Source organism: Spirosoma daeguense, from assembly GCF_054776875.1.
In genome coordinates this window covers 272,972-293,511 of sequence record NZ_BAAHBF010000011.1, presented here as the reverse complement: position 1 = coordinate 293,511, position 20,540 = coordinate 272,972, and the positions used below count along the sequence as shown (strand labels likewise).

At 39.6% G+C, this 20,540-nt stretch carries 17 protein-coding genes; 10 read left to right on the top strand and 7 right to left on the bottom strand.

Annotation, left to right across the window (positions count from 1 at the left end):
- Positions 1–160: 160 nt before the first annotated feature.
- Entirely contained in the window at positions 161–709 is a 549-nt protein-coding gene (locus tag ACYVD4_RS30450) for a hypothetical protein (protein ID WP_460952059.1), read from the bottom strand.
- A 196-nt stretch (positions 710–905) separates the two neighbouring features.
- Entirely contained in the window at positions 906–1,376 is a 471-nt protein-coding gene (locus ACYVD4_RS30445) for a hypothetical protein (RefSeq protein WP_460952057.1), read from the bottom strand.
- A 320-nt stretch (positions 1,377–1,696) separates the two neighbouring features.
- Here ACYVD4_RS30445 and ACYVD4_RS30440 point away from each other — a divergent pair, with 320 nt between their 5' ends.
- On the top strand, positions 1,697–1,975 hold the full coding sequence (locus tag ACYVD4_RS30440) for a hypothetical protein (RefSeq protein ID WP_460952055.1): 279 nt from the start codon (positions 1,697–1,699) through the stop codon (positions 1,973–1,975).
- 15 nt (positions 1,976–1,990) lie between these two features.
- Here the strand turns inward: ACYVD4_RS30440 and ACYVD4_RS30435 are convergent, their stop codons facing one another.
- A complete protein-coding gene (locus ACYVD4_RS30435; RefSeq protein WP_460952054.1) occupies positions 1,991–2,617 on the bottom strand; it encodes a hypothetical protein in 627 nt (208 codons plus the stop codon).
- 305 nt (positions 2,618–2,922) lie between these two features.
- Here ACYVD4_RS30435 and ACYVD4_RS30430 point away from each other — a divergent pair, with 305 nt between their 5' ends.
- Together ACYVD4_RS30430 and ACYVD4_RS30425 are read left to right on the top strand one after the other, a co-directional pair.
- Positions 2,923–4,386: an ATP-binding protein gene (locus ACYVD4_RS30430; RefSeq protein ID WP_460952052.1), complete on the top strand. Its 1,464-nt coding sequence runs from the start codon at positions 2,923–2,925 to the stop codon at positions 4,384–4,386.
- Between the two features lie 944 nt (positions 4,387–5,330).
- Positions 5,331–8,102, top strand: a complete 2,772-nt coding sequence (locus ACYVD4_RS30425) for an ATP-binding protein (protein WP_460952051.1) — start codon at positions 5,331–5,333, stop codon at positions 8,100–8,102.
- Positions 8,103–8,293: 191 nt separating this feature from the next.
- On the opposite strand, the gene ACYVD4_RS30420 is transcribed toward ACYVD4_RS30425, so the two are convergent.
- The 3 genes from ACYVD4_RS30420 to ACYVD4_RS30410 form a co-directional block, all read right to left on the bottom strand.
- Positions 8,294–9,595: an oligosaccharide repeat unit polymerase gene (locus ACYVD4_RS30420; protein ID WP_460952050.1), complete on the bottom strand. Its 1,302-nt coding sequence runs from the start codon at positions 9,593–9,595 to the stop codon at positions 8,294–8,296.
- 9 nt (positions 9,596–9,604) lie between these two features.
- A complete protein-coding gene (locus ACYVD4_RS30415; protein WP_460952049.1) occupies positions 9,605–10,483 on the bottom strand; it encodes a glycosyltransferase in 879 nt (292 codons plus the stop codon).
- Between the two features lie 98 nt (positions 10,484–10,581).
- On the bottom strand, positions 10,582–11,550 hold the full coding sequence (locus ACYVD4_RS30410; RefSeq protein WP_460952047.1) for a nucleotide-diphospho-sugar transferase: 969 nt from the start codon (positions 11,548–11,550) through the stop codon (positions 10,582–10,584).
- An 863-nt stretch (positions 11,551–12,413) separates the two neighbouring features.
- Here ACYVD4_RS30410 and ACYVD4_RS30405 point away from each other — a divergent pair.
- From ACYVD4_RS30405 to ACYVD4_RS30395, 3 genes are all read left to right on the top strand, one after another.
- Positions 12,414–13,634, top strand: a complete 1,221-nt coding sequence (locus ACYVD4_RS30405) for a tyrosine-type recombinase/integrase (RefSeq protein WP_460952045.1) — start codon at positions 12,414–12,416, stop codon at positions 13,632–13,634.
- A gap of 84 nt (positions 13,635–13,718) precedes the next feature.
- Positions 13,719–13,988 (top strand): helix-turn-helix domain-containing protein, encoded by a 270-nt coding sequence (locus ACYVD4_RS30400; RefSeq protein ID WP_460952043.1) that lies wholly within the window; start codon positions 13,719–13,721, stop codon positions 13,986–13,988.
- Positions 13,989–13,990: 2 nt separating this feature from the next.
- Positions 13,991–14,263, top strand: a complete 273-nt coding sequence (locus ACYVD4_RS30395) for a hypothetical protein (protein ID WP_460952041.1) — start codon at positions 13,991–13,993, stop codon at positions 14,261–14,263.
- An 11-nt stretch (positions 14,264–14,274) separates the two neighbouring features.
- On the opposite strand, the gene ACYVD4_RS30390 is transcribed toward ACYVD4_RS30395, so the two are convergent.
- A complete protein-coding gene (locus tag ACYVD4_RS30390) occupies positions 14,275–14,889 on the bottom strand; it encodes a hypothetical protein (protein ID WP_460952039.1) in 615 nt (204 codons plus the stop codon).
- An 85-nt stretch (positions 14,890–14,974) separates the two neighbouring features.
- Between ACYVD4_RS30390 and ACYVD4_RS30385 the strand changes: the two genes are divergently transcribed.
- The 4 genes from ACYVD4_RS30385 to ACYVD4_RS30370 all read left to right on the top strand — a co-directional run bounded on the left by ACYVD4_RS30385 (position 14,975) and on the right by ACYVD4_RS30370 (position 20,420).
- Positions 14,975–15,610, top strand: a complete 636-nt coding sequence (locus ACYVD4_RS30385) for a hypothetical protein (protein WP_460952037.1) — start codon at positions 14,975–14,977, stop codon at positions 15,608–15,610.
- Positions 15,611–15,812: 202 nt separating this feature from the next.
- Positions 15,813–16,991, top strand: coding sequence for a ComEC/Rec2 family competence protein (locus ACYVD4_RS30380; protein ID WP_460952036.1), 1,179 nt, complete (start codon positions 15,813–15,815; stop codon positions 16,989–16,991).
- Positions 16,988–19,240, top strand: coding sequence for a ThiF family adenylyltransferase (locus ACYVD4_RS30375; RefSeq protein ID WP_460952034.1), 2,253 nt, complete (start codon positions 16,988–16,990; stop codon positions 19,238–19,240). Before ACYVD4_RS30380 ends, ACYVD4_RS30375 begins: the two co-directional genes overlap by 4 nt.
- On the top strand, positions 19,233–20,420 hold the full coding sequence (locus ACYVD4_RS30370; RefSeq protein ID WP_460952033.1) for a patatin-like phospholipase family protein: 1,188 nt from the start codon (positions 19,233–19,235) through the stop codon (positions 20,418–20,420). The genes ACYVD4_RS30375 and ACYVD4_RS30370 overlap by 8 nt, the downstream gene beginning before the upstream one ends.
- Positions 20,421–20,540: the final 120 nt, after the last annotated feature.

Genomic DNA, 20,540 nt, shown 5'->3' with positions numbered 1-20,540 from the left:
ACTTAACCTCAAATAGAAGTCAACGCTACTATTTGGGGTTAAGTTTTAATATCCTAAGTGTTTTATATGGGCTTCAAATCTTCTACGGGACAATACTCCGTTCCTATCGCTTGAAAGGCTAATAGTAAATGTCATTGTGCTGCATCTTACCAAGGATAGTTTAATGTAATTCGTTTACTATAGTTGACCAATTGTTTAAATACACCGTCATGTCACGCTGATGATTTATATAGTCATTGTCACAAAGCAACTGCATTTCTTTTTTTGACATTCCTCGTGTTTCAAACACTTTTTTCTTTTTTGTTACAGTTAAGTAACAGTGAATTTCATCTTCTTTCCTTCCTAGGTTGGTAAATATATCAAGTAGGTTGTTAGGCTTTAATATTACAAAATCATGTGATTTTTGCTCGAAACTATATAAAACAAAAACCCAATAATCAGCTATAGATTTTTTTATTTTCCCTTTATTCAATTTCCACCAACCCGTTCCTTTAATATTGGGCCGAAACTGTTCATTAATATGGGTTGCATTAAAGTCTTTAGAAAACTTTACCTGAATAGATACAGTCTTTTTATTTGTTTTGTCCGTAAGTAAAAGATCTATGCCAGTATCTTTACTTGGTATCCAGACAATTATATTGTCAAGAGACTTTTCAATTTCAGCAGCTACTAGGTATTCGCCTGCGTGTATTGTAAATATTGGCTTCATTATTTTTATTAAAAGGTAAGTTATCAGGGGTGTAATTTGTCAGCTCAAACTCATTACCTCTCCCAACTCAGTTGCCTATTCTGTATTCTAGAGACGTCTAACGAGACAAAACAGTCTCGTCACAGAACGAGCCCTCTATCGCCGGAAATCCGCATATCACCCCGCCTGACGGAAAACCCATGTCGTGAGTTGATAATCACTTACCAAAATAGTTTTCAGGCCATAAAAACTTAGGTAAATAATGCCTAATCATTTCGGATGCCCAATTATATCCTCGAGCTTCTAATTCTCTTACGAAATGCGGCCATGGCGGAATATTACTTTTATAGATATTGGTTGACAAAGTTGACATGCCTCCACCTTCTAAGCTTGACAATCCGCCATATTGTAAGGTAGATAGCCCACCATATTGAAGAGTTGACAATCCGCCATATTGTAGAGTAGATAGTCCGCCATATTGAAGAGTGGACATACCCCCATATTGAAGGGTTGACAATCCTCCATACTGCAAAGTTGAAGCTCCTCCATACTGCAAAGTTGACATTCCACCACCTTGCATTGTAGATAACCCACCACCTTGTAATGTACTAAGATTACGCGGCCAAGTTCTTAAATTTGGAATATTTGGTTTCATATTTTTCAATATTCTTTCTGAGGTAATTTGCATTCAAATCGACGATTACCGCATTTTCAATACAAAATACCCGCTGCGCATTTTGTATTGCTATACTGCCTGTAAAAGCCAAAACGGCAACACATTGAATTTCAGAATTTTACAGTAGAAAACTTATTGCTGTAAGCGAATTTGCGGAATTACTTTTGCCTTAATATCAATCCGTTTTAGTTTTATAAACTGATTATCAGCTTGTGCTAGACTGATTCAATATCAAATCAATAATTTAAGGATTTATCTTACAACCCTTTTATGTTATAGTGATTAAGCGGTAGGCAGACTTACTTACGACAATAAGGTAGCAATTTATCATTATGGCTCAGAAGGAAAATGATCTCGACGACGATTTAATTCGCGCTGAGGCTGAACTAGTCGCAACGATTCAACATTTGCAGTCTCTTGGCATAAAAATACCGGACACGATTCTTGATAAGACGGACTGGTTAACGGTAAAGCGTTACGCCGAACGGTACAACGTAACACCTGAGATCGTCAATAATTGGATTACAAACGGAGTTATCCCAGCCGATTGCACGATGGTTCTGCCTGAGCTTAATGATATACAGCTCGTAAAAGACCAAGCCTACAGCTAAGCTTACTGTGTGAATCTATTTTGCGGCGTTCATTAACATTAGAGATAATTGTTCAGGGTTAAAAAGGCTTAGTACTCCATCATAAACTTTTTGGCTACTCTTTTGAATTTTCTCCCAAAGTTTTTCGATTAAATAACTTAATAGACCCTCAATTCGATCTAGCTCTTCTACTGAGAATCCAGCCATCTTTATTTGACTAAATCGTACCTGTGAATTATCTAATGAACCTTCTTTAGGGATTAGCATATATGATATTCCTATTTCGTTTTCTCTATCACCTCTATGCGCAATAAATTGATGTCTTAGGTTCATCAGGTACTTATGAGTTTCATAATTGTCTTCACCTTCACTAAACAAATTAGAGGGTTCAAGTTTAGGAAAACTGTTTTTCGAGGCATCAGTAAAACACTTGCCATACAAAGAAATTAAAGAATACGACAGTGCCGATTTTATAATACCTGTATGATTAGCCCTCAATTCATTTATATATTGAATAATAAGCTCTAAATCTTGTTTCATAGCACAGTATGCTATAAATTTTTTTGAAATAAAGCCTGGCACAGCAATTACTAAATACTCATCAGAATATTGCTCCTGCGCTTGTTTTACCAGCCGTATAAGCCTGTCTGTCTTTTTGTCCATATGTATAATCTACAATTTAAAGCTGAACTGGTTGGTTTTGAGCAAATCACCATGTTCTATATAAAATTTATAGTACTCCGCGAGTGTTCAGGGAATGCTATAACAGTACATTTTAACGTAAATTGCATAAGACTAATATAGTTATATTCTTATCGCTTCATACAAAACAATTGTACGCGATTCGCTCTAACATTCTCATTTCCTGTTTATTTTGTCTTGTTGATTTATTATCAGCTTTACTTGACTGGAATCCGGAATTCCAACATAACCATCTGATAATCAGTAGTATTTTACTTGATTGAGAAATGTACAAAGAATGGATTAACAGGGCTTTAGCACTACTGATTAATAGTCTGCAAACAATCCCTCAAGAGCTGAATGAGTTAGACTGGAAAGAACATTTGTCTCCTAACAAGGACCGCTTATGCCAACATTTATCTGCTTTTGCCAATCAACCAGGGGGAGGGTTCCTAGCCTTTGGAATCAGAGATACAGATGCTGCAGTAGTAGGCCTTAGTAGAGAAGTAGCCGCGAATATTATTGAACGCTTGGCAGATATCGGTCGCAATACCTTAGAGCCTCCTGTAAGTATCGACCATACAATCGAAACATATGAAGGAAAATATGTCCTATTAATTTATATTAAGGAGAGTTCAGTAAAACCTGTTATTAGGAGAGGAGGCCGATTAGAAGATACATGGATTCGTAGTGGAGGAACAACACGCCAAGCCTCCCGACATGATGTAGGAGGCCTGTTATTAAATAGTAAGACTCCACATTTCGAAGAGCTACATGCCACAAAAGCAAAAACCTTAGATGAAGTCCTTACTCTACTTGACTATAGATCCATTTTTGGTTTATTAAGAAAACCTATACCCTCTTCAAAAGAGGAAATTATAAGCTGGATGGTTGACGAAAAGATGGTTGAAGCTGTTGACGGAGCTGGTTATTATATTACCAACATAGGTGCGTTGTCAGCAGCTTACGATCTAAATTCGTTTGATGGCCTAGCCCGAAAAACAATTAGGCTGATACGTTATAATGGTGTAAATAAGATCAACACTATTCGAGAATATCCAGGAAAAATGGGCTATGCCATTGGCTTTGAAGGGCTAATAACATTTTTAAAAGATATGCTCCCTGGAAGCGAAATAATTAAAAATGCTTTCCGCCATGAAACTAGCATTTACCCCCTAATAGCATTACGTGAACTAATAGCAAACGCGTTAATTCACCAAGATCTAACGGTTAAAGGGGCAGGACCTATGATTGAAGTATTTGATGATAGAATCGAAATATCTAATCCAGGCAAACTATTACCCTCTAAAAAAATAGATAGACTAATAAGAACGACTCCTGAATCACGTAATGAAGTACTAGCTTCAGCCTTTAGACGATATTATATATGCGAAGAGAGGGGTTCAGGTATGGAAAAGGCAGTTACAGCTATTGAACTGTATGGTTTACCTCCATTAAAGTTTGAAGAAAATGCAAACTCGTTTAGAGTGACGATGTATAGTCCACGTAGTTTTGCCAATATGACACAAACAGAACGTATTGAGGCTTGCTACCAACACAGCATAATTAGATATTTTTCTAGCGATGGTATGACCAACACAAGCCTACGTGAGCGATTTAAAATGAATGAAAAACAGCGCTCACAAATATCAAGAATTATTCGGGATGCGATAGAAGCGGGCAGAATCAAACTAAAAGACCCTAACAGTTCCGCTGTCAAATTCGCCGTATACATACCTTATTGGGGCTAATCCTTACTTGACTAGAATCCGGAATTTAAGTATAATACACTGGAAATGAGAATGTTGTTACTTGACTAGAATCCGGAATATTGAAGTAAAGATATAAAAAGGTCGGGGGAACCACCCACCCGACCCAATGAACCAAGGGAACCACCCGCTTGGCTCAGACCAAACCAAGTAGCCTATACAAGCCGCTTGTTTCAGGGTAAAATTACATAGCTTGAAAGAAATATTAGCTTATTTCCCAATCCGTCCCCTATTCCGTCCCCCTTAAATTTGCTAACTAATTCACATACTGATTATCAAATATTTACACAATATATTCAAGTCCCTTCGGGAGCACTAAACGTAAAAAAACCCGCCTAAACAGCCTGTTTAAGCGGGTTTTTCATTTCAATACCCCTTCAGCTCTAAGCTGCGCTATAACAAATAGCCTATACACTTACTTTTTTAGAGTATCATAACCGCTGCTAAATTTAGACAATTCCTAAGAGTATTTCTGACTGGTACTTTTCCGTGAAAATGCCGAGGGGTGTAAGCCTGTTGAATAAAATTCTACAGGCTTATACCCAAACAGTAACTATTTGAATTGTGTTTTTTATTTTTGTTAATCATTGTTTATCAAACACATGTATTTATAAAGTTAACTTGATACTATATACCAACAAATCAGTATATGTAAAAAGGGTATAAGCAAGTAACATTTGGCACTAAAAATGTGTGTATCAACTGATTAATAAGTAAGATTAATTTAGTGGTTCATGCAAGTTAGATACCTACTAAAATCTAACGATTCAATAATAAGCGAGTTCAATAAGCATAATAATTGACGTCCACGAGGGTAAATAAATAGCAATAAGCGGGCTTAATATGCGGTTGGCTGAGTTGCCAGGAGGATGAGTATGAGGATGTTTAGATTATTTAAGGGGTTATCTGTATTCTGTCTTTGGCTTTTGTTAGGTCTAAAAGCAGAAGCGCAAGCCCTTATTAATCAACTACCTTCCGATCATCCATCTAAGGCTATCAATCTGGCTTTTGAGTATTTGGTTGATTCAACGGATCTGGCATCTCCCCAGAAAATAAAAAGTCGCCAATCTGGCTGGCAATCGGTCAGCGATTCGACGCTAATGCTAGGGTTCACAACTCATCCGATCTGGTGTCGGTTTACGGTACAAAAAGCTACAGGAGGTCTACACAGTTATGCATTGGAATTAACTAATTTTTATGTTGATAGCGTAACACTTTATCAACCTGACCCACTTATTGGCTGGAATATTCAGTATGCGGGTGACTTTATACCTTATACAAAGCGAAACCCTAAGACACGTTACCCAACACTTTATGTAACATTATCAGGCAAGGATCCTCAGACTTTTTACGCACGCGTTCTGGCGACACAACATCATGGATATCAGTGGAAAGTCTGGGATAAGGACATGTTCGTTTCAGACAGACTGCCCGACATGGACCGCTACGTTGTGTTTACGCTTGTGTTTATGCTGACATTGTTCATGCTGGCGTTGCTCCTATTTATGTATCGGGTTACGGTGTTACGTGCCTACGCGCTATGGGGCCTGATAGTTTGCATGAGCACCTTGTTTTCGAGCGGCTATTCGAGCATTTTATTTCCAACTTCGCCATACTGGGCTCACACAAGCAATTACGTAGCGGTGGGCTTGCTATTTCCGGCATTGGCATATTACGTGGTACAGGCTTGTCGATTATCCCAATACTTGCCTCGTTTAGTCTGGTTATATACAGGTTTTGCCATAATAGGTCTATTGTATGTAGGATTAAGTTTTTTTGTCCGCCACCCAACCATTACCTGGATGATGATAGCCATACAGGCCATTATGTATGGATTTACCGTCTCGCTACTGGTTGCCCTGTATATAAGTGGTATCCGGCCAGTTATATGGAATGTAATGTCGTTGTTATTGTTACTACCAATCTACACTTATTTCTACGGACGTAACGCTGGTTTTTTTACAGGTTCTCTCGGTGAAGAATCTCTTAAGTTCCTTATGGTACTGAGTACGATTGCTGAACCGTTTTTCTTTGTAATGATGTTATGGCAGGCTACTCGCGAACGTATCCGTACAGCTGATAGTCTGAGCCTTGAGCAGACTCGGCGTGAAAATATACAAGCCCTCGATAAGCTAAAAACAGACTTTTTTACCAATGTTTCGCACGAACTTCGTACTCCTGTTACGTTATTGCTAGGGCCCTTGCAGACCCTACATGAGCGGTTTCCTGGCAACGAACTGTATACACTCATGCATCGCAATGCCGAGCGCCTACAAACGCTGATTAATCAGCTATTAGAGTTAGCTAAACTTGATGCTCATCAAATGAGAAATTTGCCGACATCAGGAAATTTGGCTCAGGATATGCGCGTTTGGGTTGCTCTATTCGACTCTCTTGCACAAAGTCGCTCTTTAACACTTACACTTGATCAAAATCAAGACGAATGGCTCGCTCTATACGATGCCGACAAAGTAGAAAAAATTCTGACTAACCTTCTCAGCAACGCTATAAAACACACGCAAGCCGGAGGGTCGGTCAATGTAAAAGCCATTTATAACCAAACGGGAATCCTTGTAGAAATACGTGATACGGGCGAAGGCATCACTGCAGAAGAAATCCCCCATCTATTTGATCGTTTTTATCAGGGAGAGGGCTCCAGTATTCGGTCGGAAGTAGGCACAGGCGTGGGTCTTGCCCTCACATACGAGTTAGTACAATTATTAAATGGGTCAATTACAGTAAGTAGCCAGCCTGGTATAGGCACAACGTTTCATCTGTCAATACCTATCCAAGAAATTGAAGACTTAGTTTTACCAACCAGCAAGAGGCAACATATTACTCAATCGGCAATGATCGAGCAATCAGCAGGGATGGTTAATGTTAACGAGCTACCCTTTGTAACAGACAATCATAATGGTGAGAACTTGGCCGATCCATCAGAGAAACCATTGTTATTACTAGTTGAAGATAACAGTGATCTGCGTACATACATACGTATGATTCTGAAACCGTATTATACACTTATTGAAGCCGCGGATGGTGAAGAAGGTTTATATATGGCACTTGATACGTTACCTGAGCTTATCATAACCGACCTGATGATGCCCCGGCTCGATGGGCTTGATATGTGTCGTGCTCTACGTTCCGACCTTCGAACTGATCATATTCCGCTAATCATTCTGACAGCAAAATCAACTGTTGAAGAGCGGCTTATCGGTTATGAAACAGGAGCCGATGATTATCTAACCAAGCCTTTTCTTCCTGCCGAATTATTGCTACGATTACAGACGCTACGTCGAAGACAGGCTACTATGCAGGCTTACTGGCAACGAACCTTTACTGGTTCGGCACTATTTAATGAAACACCACAAGCTCCTGCACCAGATACCCCTCCTTTCTTAAACCAAATGTATGCCGTTTTGGAGCAACACATTGACCGGACTGATTTTGATGTAGATCAGTTGGCCGATGAGTTGGCCTTGAGTAGTCGCACTCTCACTCGAAAACTTAAGGGATTAGTCGACCTGACGGCTCGTGAAGTCATCCGTAACTACCGTCTACAACGAGGTAACGAAATGCTGGAGCAGGGTCTTCAGCCCACTCAGGTCGCCTATGCCGTTGGCTTTGGGAGTGTATCATCGTTTGGGAGAGCCTATAAAGACTACTATGGCTACCCCCCTTCCACAAGAAAAGGCTAACCAGCCTAACTAACTGCCGTAAAGCATTGGAGTCCGTTTAATTTTCCGTTTGGACAAGAGAAGTAGATATAAAATGCTGATTATAGATGCTATTCTAGGCTATTAAAATTATATAAAATGACTACGGTGACGGTAGGTAGTAGAGGTAATTATTTTAGATTCCATCAAAAAGACGTTTATGGCAACTGAATTCAATTTTGTGATGGTCTTATAAATTCTATTGCACGTAAAACAAACTTACGTCGCACCAGTAAAGAAACAACAATATAAACAGGAATTACCAGAAGGATTACATCAAATGACTGAGTAATAAAAAATTTCAAATCGACTAATATTGCATTAGAAAACTGAAAAATGGTACCAAGGAAAACAAAAAAGAAGGCCGAACTTTTGTTCAATGTAAAGTATAAAGCTCGAATATAAGAAGAAAAAGCTCCTAATAAAAAACTATAAAAAAAAGCGCCATAGTAACCAAAAAATACTCGCCCCTCAGTATAGAAAGATGTATTGGGACCAATAAGTACATCAAGCGTAACACCCTCAGGGAGTGCATTGTCGACCATAATATTCCCAAATGCTTCCTGATAAGGCGCTAATCTTAAAAAGCCTAATATGGGATTAATAATATATTCTGGATAATCCCAAATAGAGAAACGTGAAAAGTAATCTACATTAATTGGATGGTAAAAGTATAGTAGGGCATCTGCGCCATATAATAACCTTCGTAAAAAGGCAAATATGGCCGTTTCTGCACTAGCATTTTCTTTAAATAAAACAATGAATGAAATAAGGAAAATACTGGCTATGGCAGGGAATTGGATCTTTTGAATCAGCTTAATTAATTTTTTTTTGACACGGAATTTAGGATGGTAAATAAGAAATCCTAAAGTAACGGCATAACGAACAAGTGCCCCTTTCGATCCCTCTAATGCAGACAAAGCAATAAGAATTAGTAATAATATAAGATAATTTCGCTTAGACTCTACTAGATAAAGATACATAAGACCAGTTCCAGCAACTCCTCCTACTGCCCAGTTAATTTTCCGGAATATACCAAACCCTTCCTGAAAATTAGTTATTTTAGCCTCACTTGGGTTGTCAGCAAATAAAGCAAAGCCCTTAGATTGGAGAAATAAAAGAATAGAAAAGAAGTAAATAAAATAGAGTGTATATACTACGTATCGTAAAAGGACTACATCTGAGAACTGGCCATTTACCACTTTACTTATTTCTAGATTTCGCATTGTCATACGCTTTTGTACAAGAACGAATCCGGCCCAAACAGATAGCTGACAAACAAAATAATGAATAATATTATTTACATCTTCAACAACTTCAATGACTAATACACTTGCAAATGCGGTACTGAATACAAAAATAAATAATGGGTCAACAATAGAATAAATATATGAGCGATATAGTAAATAGTAAAAAATACCAAACCCTACCGAGTAAAGTAAAATTTCTCCTAGAATTTCATAACTGACTTGCATATTATAAAATTATCTTTTTTCAACCAATTGACCTAGCTGATTCTGTAAAGCGTCTTTAATTCCACGCCATAATAACCGAATTCGTCTAAACTTCTGATCTTCAAAAAAAATGGCCCTCATCCATTCTCGGACTATCCAATTGATTACCAACCCTTTAATTATTGGGAAGGAATTCTTATATAAGGTAACTAACATCCAACCATTTCGTACAATGTAATAAGAACGTTGTGGTGTATGTGAAGTAAACGTTTTATGAAAAAATCCCGTATCCATACGTTTACCTAATCTATGATTTAAATATAAAGTAGGAAGCTCGATTACGTCAAAATCTGCACTATTTAATCGTAAACCGTACTCATGATCGACATGGTCGATAAAGAAGTCATCTCGAAATGGACCAACTTTTTGATACGCGGCTAACGTCAACAAATTTCCGGATGTCATGGTAAAAAGAACTTTACGGAAAGGTATATTAGCCACCAAGTCTTCGGAGTGTACACCCGAGATAATCCCAATACGTTCAGGATACGTGGAGTTACTCAAATGGTTAGCCATTTTTTCGACGGCATCTAGTGGAAGTTGAGCATCATCATCCATTGTTAATAAATAACTATATCGGTCATTTATTGCAACTGTTGCCGCTAAATTAAGCGCATGTGCTATACCCTTATTACCACCATTAGATATATACTTAACCGTCTTAAATTCCCGTAATTTCCTAATCAGTTCATCGTTAGCAAATTCTGAGTTATCAATAACGTATAATATATCAATTTGATTAATATATGTCCTGATATTATCACATACATTTAAGTCACTGTTGTATAATATAACCGCCCCTGCTATCTGATTAATAGCATTTTTTTTTTGTTCATTATATGGCTGCATATTTCATCTGTTAAGGCAAAACACTATTTCACATCATCTAATGATAGAAAATGAGGTAAAATAGTTTAGAAAGGAAAGAGGATGTTTTCTTTATTGCCTTATTTCCACTTTTTCTTCAGAAAACCTACACCTTTCCTTATCCGATTAATCCATATCGATTTTGTTGAGGGAGAACGAAATAATGTCTGATGAAAAAAAGTCGATATGGATATGTTTTCTTCTACTATTGAAGGATGCTGGAGTATATCAATAGACTGGGCTTGCAAATTCGCAAATGGGCTATCGACAGTAGTATGGGTTGCCAGTTCCCCAAACCCTATATTCGTAATTAAATTCCTATCAGGAATAATTGACAGTCCATTATTAATCCAAGTACAATAAACCCATTGAAAATCCCAAGTATCCAACTCTCCTCTATATGTTTGATCAAATATATTTCGCCAATACAATTGAGAAGATTTGTCTTTTACTTTTTCCTTTATCAATGATTCTTTATGTTTAGGGTAATCACTTATCAGCATATCATAATGCTTCCATGCTCTTCTCCAAGTTGCCCATCCCCAAATATGACAAACAGTAGAAAAAGTATACGAGTCATAAATTGGAGGATGATTCGATAGGAGTTTTGTTCCCCCAATGTGCATAACACGTTCATCCTGCTCATATTTCAAAAGCAATTCGCGGCTAAAATAAAAAAAGCTTTTATCGGGCAGGCAGTCATCTTCAAGGATAATTCCAAACTCAACCTGCGAAAAAAACCAGGTAATAGCCGAACTGACAGCCACCTTACAACCTAAGTTTTGCTCTCTTATAAGTTTAATAACTGAGCAAGGCCAATCGATTTCATTTAAAAGCTCGACACACAATTTTACGCCTTCAATATCTTTGACATTTCCTTCACGTGGTCCGTCAATAGCTATGAATAATTGAGCCGGGCGCACTTCTCGAATTCTATCCAAGACACGGCGAGCATGTTGCGGTCTATTAAATAGTATAAATAGGATCGGTACGTCAAAAGGAATATCACTCTGTTGAGTTTTCAAATCATTCATTTCTTCTAAATGCATTTGCAGAGAAGCATCATTTCACATATTAGATCAAGATAAATCGCTAGCAACTGAAGCAAATTAGAATGATCAAAATCGAGAAAATTACCTAATAATCACCTGATAGTCAGTTAGATTTTATAGTATATAAGCTGTATTTACAGTTCTATATCTTGCCTCTACACTTACTGTCAGTTTATAAGCGATTCGCAAAAATACATTAGAATACATTGGCAACAGTTAAGATTCAACATGTTCCTATCAACTGTAATGTATTAATAATGAATCTAGGGCTGAATGCAGGCTGCTATCATCTATTTGCCACCCTTTATAGTAATGTAGCTCCCGTTAACATAGAAACCATGCAGTAGTTACTGATCAGCCACGATTTTTGCAATAATTGGCTGGTTTTGTGACCACTAAGGCTCTATCAAGCTTACAGCAATAGAAAATCTGTAAAAATGGGATCTAATCATATTGATTATAAATAGCTCCAAAAATAGTATGCGTGCATACTGATATAGGCGAAATTACTATATTCGCAACATATCCAGCCAGCAACGCTTATATAGATTTAGATGTGTAAAAAGGAGAAAATAAATCTACACCGGTTGTAAGCTATGAAAAACTTGAACTATCAAATCAATATAAAAAACAAAAAGGCAGTTACAACATTTAGCTGTAACTGCCTCACTTTTGGAGTGGTGATGGACGGAATCGAACCGCCGACACAAGGATTTTCAGTCCTTATAAAAATGGTTTGATATGTAATCATATGGTTCGATAACCCTGATTACTAGTTATTTATAAAATACATCACTTCATCTGAAACCGAGTAAAATCACGCATTGTTGTACCTATGTTGTACCAACAGTGAGTGTTACATGGCTGACGTTAAGATCGTTCTGCGCCAGAAACCTAATAAGGAAGGCAAATTGCCTTTGGCGCTCCGTATTACCAAAGATCGAAAATCCTCCTTTGTTCACCTGGGGCATCATCTTGACCCGTCGGACTGGGATGACATTCAGAAGCGCGTCAAGAAATCACACCCCAATAGCGCCCGACTGAATAACCTCATTCTCAAGAAACTAGCCGAGGCTAACGATCATTCATTAGAGCTTGAAACCCAGAAATCGCACGTGTCGTCCAGGGCTGTCAAGCAAAGGATTAAGCCATCCGCAGGCAGCACCTTTTTTGCTCAGGCAGATTTGTATCTCCAACGCATGAAGGAAGCAGGAAAGTACAATCAGTACACAGCTGATAAACCACGCGTCAAGCACTTCAAAGAATTCATCAAACACGATTTACCATTTCAAGAAATCACTGTTGCCATTTTAGAGCGCTTTAAAGGCCACGTCCGTTCTAAACTTAACCTGTCTGAGCGCTCCGCTGTCAATCACGTCGTAATGATGCGCTCTGTATTTAGTTTCGCCATCAAGGAAGGCGTTGTTGACGAAAAATATTATCCGTTCGGCAAGGGCAAAATGAAAATCAAGTTTCCTGATAGCGCAAAGATTGGACTGAGTGCTGAAGAGCTGAAGAATTTAGAAGATGCGCCTTTGGAAGGCCAACCGCATCATGCCCGTAATCTTTGGCTGTTTTCTTACTACTTTGCCGGTATGCGTGTCAGCGACGTGCTACGTCTGAAATGGTCCGATTTTCAAAATGACCGGTTACACTATGAAATGGGCAAGAATAATAAGGGCGGCTCTCTAAAAGTACCAGACAAAGCCGAAGCTATTCTAGAGCAGTATAAGGTGTTCAAGCGTAACTCAAACGATCTGGTTTTCCCTGAGTTGAAAGATGTCGATCTTGACGACAAGTTTATCACAGAGCGTACAATTTCCTTCAAGACCAGTGCCATCGACAAATGCTTAAAAAAGTATGTGGCTCCAGCTGCTAAAATCGATAAGAAATTGACTATGCACTTGGCACGTCATACCTTCGCACAGGAAGCCGGAGATAAGATCCCGCTGAAAACCCTGCAACGCTTGTATCGGCACAGTAGCATCGTGACCACGATGGGTTATCAATCGAATTTTACAACACAGGAAGCGGACGACGCTTTAGATAAAGTTTTAGGAAACAAGCCTAATAAAGCGTAGTGATCAAAGTAGATACAGCCAACTAAGTAATTAACGGTATGTAATTTTGTAACGCATTGTAAGATCAACTCTGCCAATATAGTCATGCAAGTCATCTGCCTTGAAGACAAAGCTTTTTATGCGCTCATTGAAGAGGTTGTTGAGCGTTTAAACGATAAGCACGGCCAAGAAAAGGAAAAATGGGTGTCCGGTGAGCAAGCCATGCAGCTTCTTAATATCACCTCAAAAACCACGTTACAGAAGCTGCGTGACGAGGGCAAAATACGTTTTTCACAGCCGCAGAAAAAAGTCATCCTTTATGACCGTGACTCTATTAATACCTACCTTGAGCGAAACGCCCGTAACACATTCTAGCTATGGAAGACGAGAACAAGGTTGAACCAGAATATCTAAAAGGATTCAACGAAGGCTATACGATAGCCCAGCATCAACCAGACTTAGCCGAGAAACTCGCCAGTATAGATAGTGATTTTATACGTCTTGTTGGTTTCAAAGACGGTCGAAATCAGTACCAAAAGGAGCAGGAAAGGGATCGCCTACCATCCTGGCTTTCCGGAAATCGAAGCTCGAAAGAACAGGGTAAGCCAACCAAATCAAAAGATCGAGGGATCGAACCTGACAAGGATTAAGTTATTAATGTTCAATCCCTATCAGGCTCCACATCGCGCTCACGTGACTTACGCGACTGGGCATCCGTTTTTTCGGTTGCCTTAGTAAAGTTCAGTGACATAGAAAAACGCGCCGACATCGACATCTCCGCTTTATTTTGACCTCCTTTAATTGATTGATCCGGTTGTTTGGGTGTGTCGCGTTGGGTAGCTCGTTCAACCAGTATAGCATCCATGTAATCCTGAGATTGCTCAATTTCCTTGATGGTTTGCCGCTCTTGATGTCTATCGGCTGCGCTCATCTGCCGGTAAGGATTCGGAAATAACTTTTCTCGCACGGTGTCGCGGACAACGCGTCCTTCCTGACCTTGCGCGCTACGGCTATCATTCTCAGTCTTGGATAGGGCGTCTACCTTCAATTCATGTTGCTTTTCTTCCAAGGCAATTCGCGTTTTATCACGGCTTCCTGGAATCACACGTCCAACATAATAAGGAGGTTTATATTCGGGTTTAGGGCCTCGCTCTTTAGGAATGTTTTTTAGCTGATCATCTATTTGTTTAACTTGATGTAGCGTCTCGTTTAGTCGCTTTTCAACATGCTCAAATCCTTCCGGGAGTTGCGGGTTTTTGTCATCAGTATTGCCCATCGCTTTAGCAGTTTTGTGTTGAAAATCAGTCCATTTATGCTAATATAAGCAATAGTTGAACACTCTCAGCACCAGGGAGTCAAAAATGACGTGGAAACAAAAGGTAATTAACGAACGCTATGGCGGGGATGTTGCGCTTTTTGAAGCAGCGTTCGCTGAAGCCGTTACTGAGGGCAGTTTAAATGCCATCCACTGGAATGATTTGATCGTTGATGCTACGACGCTACCGCATCTGAAAGATATTGGGCAAACCCTGGTTGAAATCAATCTCGGCTATTTACCGACTGCCGACGTGATATTGCCCTTTGAACCGTATTTACGGGCTCTGATTCAAGGCTACTGGAATGGGCAAATTTTGGAGGAGGACTTTTACGATCAGGTAGAAGATCATGTTAAGCTTATCCGCAACGCTGATATGAAACATAATAATTGTCTGGAATACGACGAGGCTATCTATCGCAATTATCACGCGACGTTTACACCTTACGGTTATGCAGTTAAGGAGAGGCTTAATCGCTTTTTGGGTTACGAACCGGAGCTTGAGCATTCCGTGATTGCTGAACTCTGGATGCGGGACATCTTGGCGGATCAAACCTATAAAATGCCAGAGGATAGGACGCCGGATGATTTGCGGGCGATAACCCTAATCAAGTACCGTGAGGTCTTACTAGGTGACGGGAAACAGGCCGCTGACGGGTCTCAGCTTGTTCTGTCTCAATAAGGTATCACAACTAGGTTTTCTTATGGAATATCATGCAAACATTTGGCTAGAAGGCGTTTTGCAAAAATAAATCGCCGCATTATTCAGATCAACAAGTAGGAAAACGAACAGTATCAATTAAGATCTGAAGTTTCTTGTAAAACCCCCGAACTTGTATTAAATTAAGAACTTATTTTAAAGTTCTAAAAACTAAAGGAATACCATGTTTGGAGAGGTAACTAATCCATCGTTTATTTTTTGGCCTGTTGGTACAGGCGATACCACAACAATTGTTGTCAGCGAAACTGAAATAATACAGCTGGATATCAATGACAAATTAATGGCAGATGAGCAAGGAAACGAGCACATTCCGATTGTTGATGAACTAGTATCGAAATTGCCGCAACGCAATGGTAAACCTTACTTATCATGCTTCATCCTGACCCATCCTGATCTTGATCACTGTAGAGGCTTTACAGATTTACTTGATCGAGTTGTGATTGGGGAAATTTGGCATACACCACGTATCTTTCGTGAGTATGAAGATGAATGTGATTTATGTGATGACGCAAAAGTATTTCGCAAAGAGGCTCATAGGCGTGCAAAATTAGCGATTAAAGAAAATGGTGATCCTGGAGCGGGCAATCGTGTCCGCATCATTGGTTATGCTAGTGAATTATTCGAACCTGGCGAGGCTTACTATGGCTTTCCACAAGACAAATTTTATACACGCCCTGGCAACGCTATAGATATGTTAGATGGGGTATATGTTGGCGACAGATTTAATGCATTTATTCATGCACCATTTAAAATGAGTCTTGCCGACGCACGTAATGAGACAAGCTTGGCGATGCAAATCATTATAGGTCCTCAACATCCCATTTACGGTTTGTTTCTAGGCGATCTTTCATACCCGTCGATAATGCAGGTATTTCAAGAAACACATGCCCATGGAAATGACAGTCGTCTTACATGGAATGTGCTCTTAGCACCACATCATTGTTCCAAGAAAGTTATGTATGAAAGAGACGCCGAGGGAAACGACGCCTTAAAACAAGATGTTCTTGATGAGTTTGCTGCTTGTCAGTTAAATGTGGGATATATTGTTGCAAGTTCCAATGAATTTCCAGCATCAAACAGCCCGGGAGATAATCCACCTCATATTAAGGCAAGAAACAGATACGAAGAAATCGTTAATAATGATTTTGTTTGCACTGGGGAAGTAAGTACACCAGAGAATGTTAAACCAATAATTTTCTCGTCAACTCAGGACGGAATTGTCATGGTAGATAGCGACTATCAGATGTCCGAAAGTGCGCAAAAAACGCTTTCTAATGCGATTGCAGCAGCCCGTGGGTCTAATACTCCTCCAGTGACTAAAGTTGGCTTTGGCAACGAATGATATCCTCAGGTCAGGCTTGGGCCATTAAACAGCTTAATGATATTGCAAAAGCATCTAATGGCCTGTTCGAGCTTTTCGACATAGTTGAGACGGTTGAACAAAGAAAACCAGTAAGCGTAACAGTTTCAATTAACTGCAAAGCATATTCAAAAAAAGAGACCGGCATCCCATTTAAAGTCAGGGAAAAAATAAGGATAGATATCCCGTGGAGGTTTCCTTTACATGTACCTTCTGCAAACTTCTCACACAAGAAGTATGGAGCATTTCCCCATGTTCAGTGGGGAGATCAAATTTGCTTGTTTCAGTCACCAGAGACAGAATGGCAGCCCTCACAAGGAATGTTCGGTTTCATTGAGCGATTAGACCAATGGCTTAAGGCAGGTGCTGAAGGACTGCTTGATCCTATAGGCTTACCTCTACACCCACCAGTAGCTTATGCCACAAGCAATTTTAAACTGATACCTAAACAGAACGCCCCACAGCCCACATCATCATATTGGGGTGGTTATGTAGAGGTCACCCGAGAGAATAAGGTTGTCGCTGAGTTAGGTAATTGGATAAAACATGGAGATGACTTACCGGAGGTTCGTCTAGCATCTGTTATCTTGTTATCAGGCGACATGCCCTATGAATATCCCCAAACAATGTTTGACTTACTAATGACATTGAATGAAAGGGATTTACCCATTGAGATTGTCAGACTGATAATCGAATTAGGCATTCTTCGGACAAAAAAAGGGGACCGAGCAATATTTATATTGGGTGCCGCTATGCGCGGTATATCGGGCGGACAACGTTTACAGCATTTGACAGGCTGGTTGATAAATGCTGAACAAACCGATAAATTCAGAGAGGCTATAATAGCAGCAACTGAGGAAGATAAGGCTGATATAAAACTATTCTATGAATGGGCTGCTACTGCCAAGGTTGAATGGTGTGGTATTATGGAGGAGAGGCCAGAAATCATTGAACGGCGCGACTCCAAGTCGGTAGCAAGTTTTTGGCAAGGGAAAAATGTAACCATATTAGGCTGCGGCGCTATTGGCAGTTCTATTGCAAATATATTAGCAAGAGCTGGTGTTAATAAACTGCAACTTTTTGACAAAAGTGTTGTCACACCTGGCATTCTGGTTCGCCAAGATTTTCGTCGAGATCATATTGGTTATTCAAAGGCCTCAGCCTTAAATCTGAATGTCATCCAAATAAACCCAGACATTGAGGTTAATCATCACATTATAGATTTAGTAAATCTGTTTGATGATACAGAACGTCTGGCATATGTGATGCAAGCCGATGTAGTTATAGACGCAACTGCATCAGCGACATTTGCGAATGCGTTGGAGCATTTCTTTCGGAACAATCTCAAAAATCATCCACCTATTGTAACGATGAGTATCGGCCATAACGCTGATTTCGGTTTGATGACATTATCAACAGAGCGTGTTTTGGGTATGTCTTTGGATGTTGATCGACGTAGCAAAATTGGTTTTGCCAATTCAGTGAGCGGGAAACTTTTCCTGGAAGAGTTTTGGCCAACTTCAACAAGTAGGCGACAATTTTTCCAGCCGGAACCAGGATGTTCGAGTCCTACTTTCAGAGGCTCATTCGCAGATGTATTAGCATTAACGTCACAAATGATAAATATAGCAGCAGAGTGGTTATCGAAGGACGCTGCTATACCAGTACAACGCACCTTCGCAATCAATTTGTCAAATAAAGGATCTAGTGTATTGCCAGCCAGGAATGTACAGTTCGAATGGCAGAATTATCAATCGTTAAACGATCAGTTAAATGGATTTGAAATTCGTATTAATCCATCTGCACTCAAATCTATACTGTCTTGGATAAGACGTTCTGAACGTGTGAATGGTGAGAGAGTTGAGACAGGTGGTGTTTTATTTGGACAACTTGATGAGTTCCTGAAAGTAATTTGGATAGATGAAATTAGCGGCCCACCACCTGATAGCGTTTCTTCTCCAAGCTGTTTTGTTTGTGGAACGGCAGGAGTACTTGAATTGCATGAAGAGAAACTAAAAAGAACAACAGGAACGATAGTATTTATGGGAATGTGGCATACACACCCCCACGGTATGCCGATTCCAAGTTACACCGATTTATCCGCAATGAGATCGTTATTAGGAGATACCAAGGACTATTTAGGACAATATTTTTTGATGCTCATTGTTGGTGGGACTTCCTCTTTCCCAATTGTTTCGGCCAGTGTTTTTGAGCGGAATTCTTATGAGTAATAGCAACTCTCACTATATCGCTTTGGCACTCTCTGGGGGCGGTGCCCGAGCGATGGCATTCCACCTTGGTTGTTTAAGAGCTCTCCAGGATCGGAGAATTCTTGATAAGGTCAAAGTCATTTCAACAGTCTCAGGAGGAAGTGTGATAGGTGCTTACTGGGCATATAACACACAGGAATTTGAAGACTTTGATCGGGAAATGGTGTCGGTCCTGAAGCGGGGAATTCAGCGGGATATCCTCTACAAAGTATTTTTTAGTTCAGAAACGCTGAAAATTTTAGCTACGCTTTTTATTACAGGCTCGTTGACTGTTATACTACAAATTGTAACAACACTTATTTCAACAGCACGAAACTGGTTTGGTATCCCAACTTTCAAGGTTGAAATTTTTCTAACATCGCTTGCCAGAATGCTGCCCATATGGGGGAATTTTACTACAGCTTTTGAAGCAGCTTTAGATAAACGTTTATTTAAAGGCAGGAAGCTTGAAAATGTTCAGAAGCCCAATTTATCTGTTATTATTAATGCATGTGATTTAAGGACAGGTACTGCTTTTCGTTTTGGCTCCGAAAAGTCAGGTGGTTGGCGGTACGGCTCGATAGTTGGAAATTCTCCAACAGTTGCTAAAGCAGTAGCTTCATCGGCAGCTTTTCCAATTCTGCTTCCGCCACTTGTTGAAGATTTTGAGTTCGAGAAAAAAGGGCAAAAATACCGCGCTACAGTCTCGCTCACAGATGGAGGTGTATATGATAACCTTGGTGTAGCTGCAATAGAACCAGGTAAAGGTTCAGAGTCTATATATAATCACCTCGTAACACATATAATCAGTCTTAATGCTGGTGCAGGCCAACTTGATGGTGAAGACTACTATTATTGGTGGAAGGGGAGAGTGTCGCGGTCCTTCACAGCAGTGCATCGTAAAGCTCAAGACGCAATGTATCAAAGGTTGCATAAATATCTTGAAACAGGTGAGCTTGCTGGATTTGGTCTTGTGTATCTAGGACAGCAGGACCAACGTTTGCCTTACATCGTTCCAGATTTAGTGAGACGCGAGAAAGTCAAAAACTATCCAACGGATTTTTCTCCCATGACAGTTGACAACATTGAGTTGCTCACAAAGAGAGGCGAGCAACTTACTCATATAATCATCGACCACTATCTCCAGCATTTGACCCAATAGTAATAAGTTGCGCTGTTGGGTTTAAGGGCAACTTCGTATTATATATACTAAACTATGGGCTGCTAAGGCCCGGCTTTAAACAAGATGAAGTAATTTTGATAGCACACTCGAAACCGTATT

What these genes read in the sequence shown, in the direction of transcription:
- ACYVD4_RS30435 (WP_460952054.1), bottom strand. Translation starts at nt 2,617, where the DNA reads ATGGACAAAAAGACAGACAGGCTTATACGGCTGGTAAAACAAGCGCAG.
- ACYVD4_RS30405 (WP_460952045.1), top strand. Translation starts at nt 12,414, where the DNA reads ATGGCTGACGTTAAGATCGTTCTGCGCCAGAAACCTAATAAGGAAGGC.
- ACYVD4_RS30395 (WP_460952041.1), top strand. Translation starts at nt 13,991, where the DNA reads ATGGAAGACGAGAACAAGGTTGAACCAGAATATCTAAAAGGATTCAAC.
- ACYVD4_RS30385 (WP_460952037.1), top strand. Translation starts at nt 14,975, where the DNA reads ATGACGTGGAAACAAAAGGTAATTAACGAACGCTATGGCGGGGATGTT.
- ACYVD4_RS30410 (WP_460952047.1), bottom strand. Translation starts at nt 11,550, where the DNA reads ATGCATTTAGAAGAAATGAATGATTTGAAAACTCAACAGAGTGATATT.
- ACYVD4_RS30440 (WP_460952055.1), top strand. Translation starts at nt 1,697, where the DNA reads ATGGCTCAGAAGGAAAATGATCTCGACGACGATTTAATTCGCGCTGAG.
- ACYVD4_RS30430 (WP_460952052.1), top strand. Translation starts at nt 2,923, where the DNA reads ATGTACAAAGAATGGATTAACAGGGCTTTAGCACTACTGATTAATAGT.
- ACYVD4_RS30415 (WP_460952049.1), bottom strand. Translation starts at nt 10,483, where the DNA reads ATGCAGCCATATAATGAACAAAAAAAAAATGCTATTAATCAGATAGCA.
- ACYVD4_RS30400 (WP_460952043.1), top strand. Translation starts at nt 13,719, where the DNA reads ATGCAAGTCATCTGCCTTGAAGACAAAGCTTTTTATGCGCTCATTGAA.
- ACYVD4_RS30380 (WP_460952036.1), top strand. Translation starts at nt 15,813, where the DNA reads ATGTTTGGAGAGGTAACTAATCCATCGTTTATTTTTTGGCCTGTTGGT.
- ACYVD4_RS30445 (WP_460952057.1), bottom strand. Translation starts at nt 1,376, where the DNA reads ATGCAAATTACCTCAGAAAGAATATTGAAAAATATGAAACCAAATATT.
- ACYVD4_RS30375 (WP_460952034.1), top strand. Translation starts at nt 16,988, where the DNA reads ATGATATCCTCAGGTCAGGCTTGGGCCATTAAACAGCTTAATGATATT.
- ACYVD4_RS30390 (WP_460952039.1), bottom strand. Translation starts at nt 14,889, where the DNA reads ATGGGCAATACTGATGACAAAAACCCGCAACTCCCGGAAGGATTTGAG.
- ACYVD4_RS30450 (WP_460952059.1), bottom strand. Translation starts at nt 709, where the DNA reads ATGAAGCCAATATTTACAATACACGCAGGCGAATACCTAGTAGCTGCT.
- ACYVD4_RS30370 (WP_460952033.1), top strand. Translation starts at nt 19,233, where the DNA reads ATGAGTAATAGCAACTCTCACTATATCGCTTTGGCACTCTCTGGGGGC.
- ACYVD4_RS30420 (WP_460952050.1), bottom strand. Translation starts at nt 9,595, where the DNA reads ATGCAAGTCAGTTATGAAATTCTAGGAGAAATTTTACTTTACTCGGTA.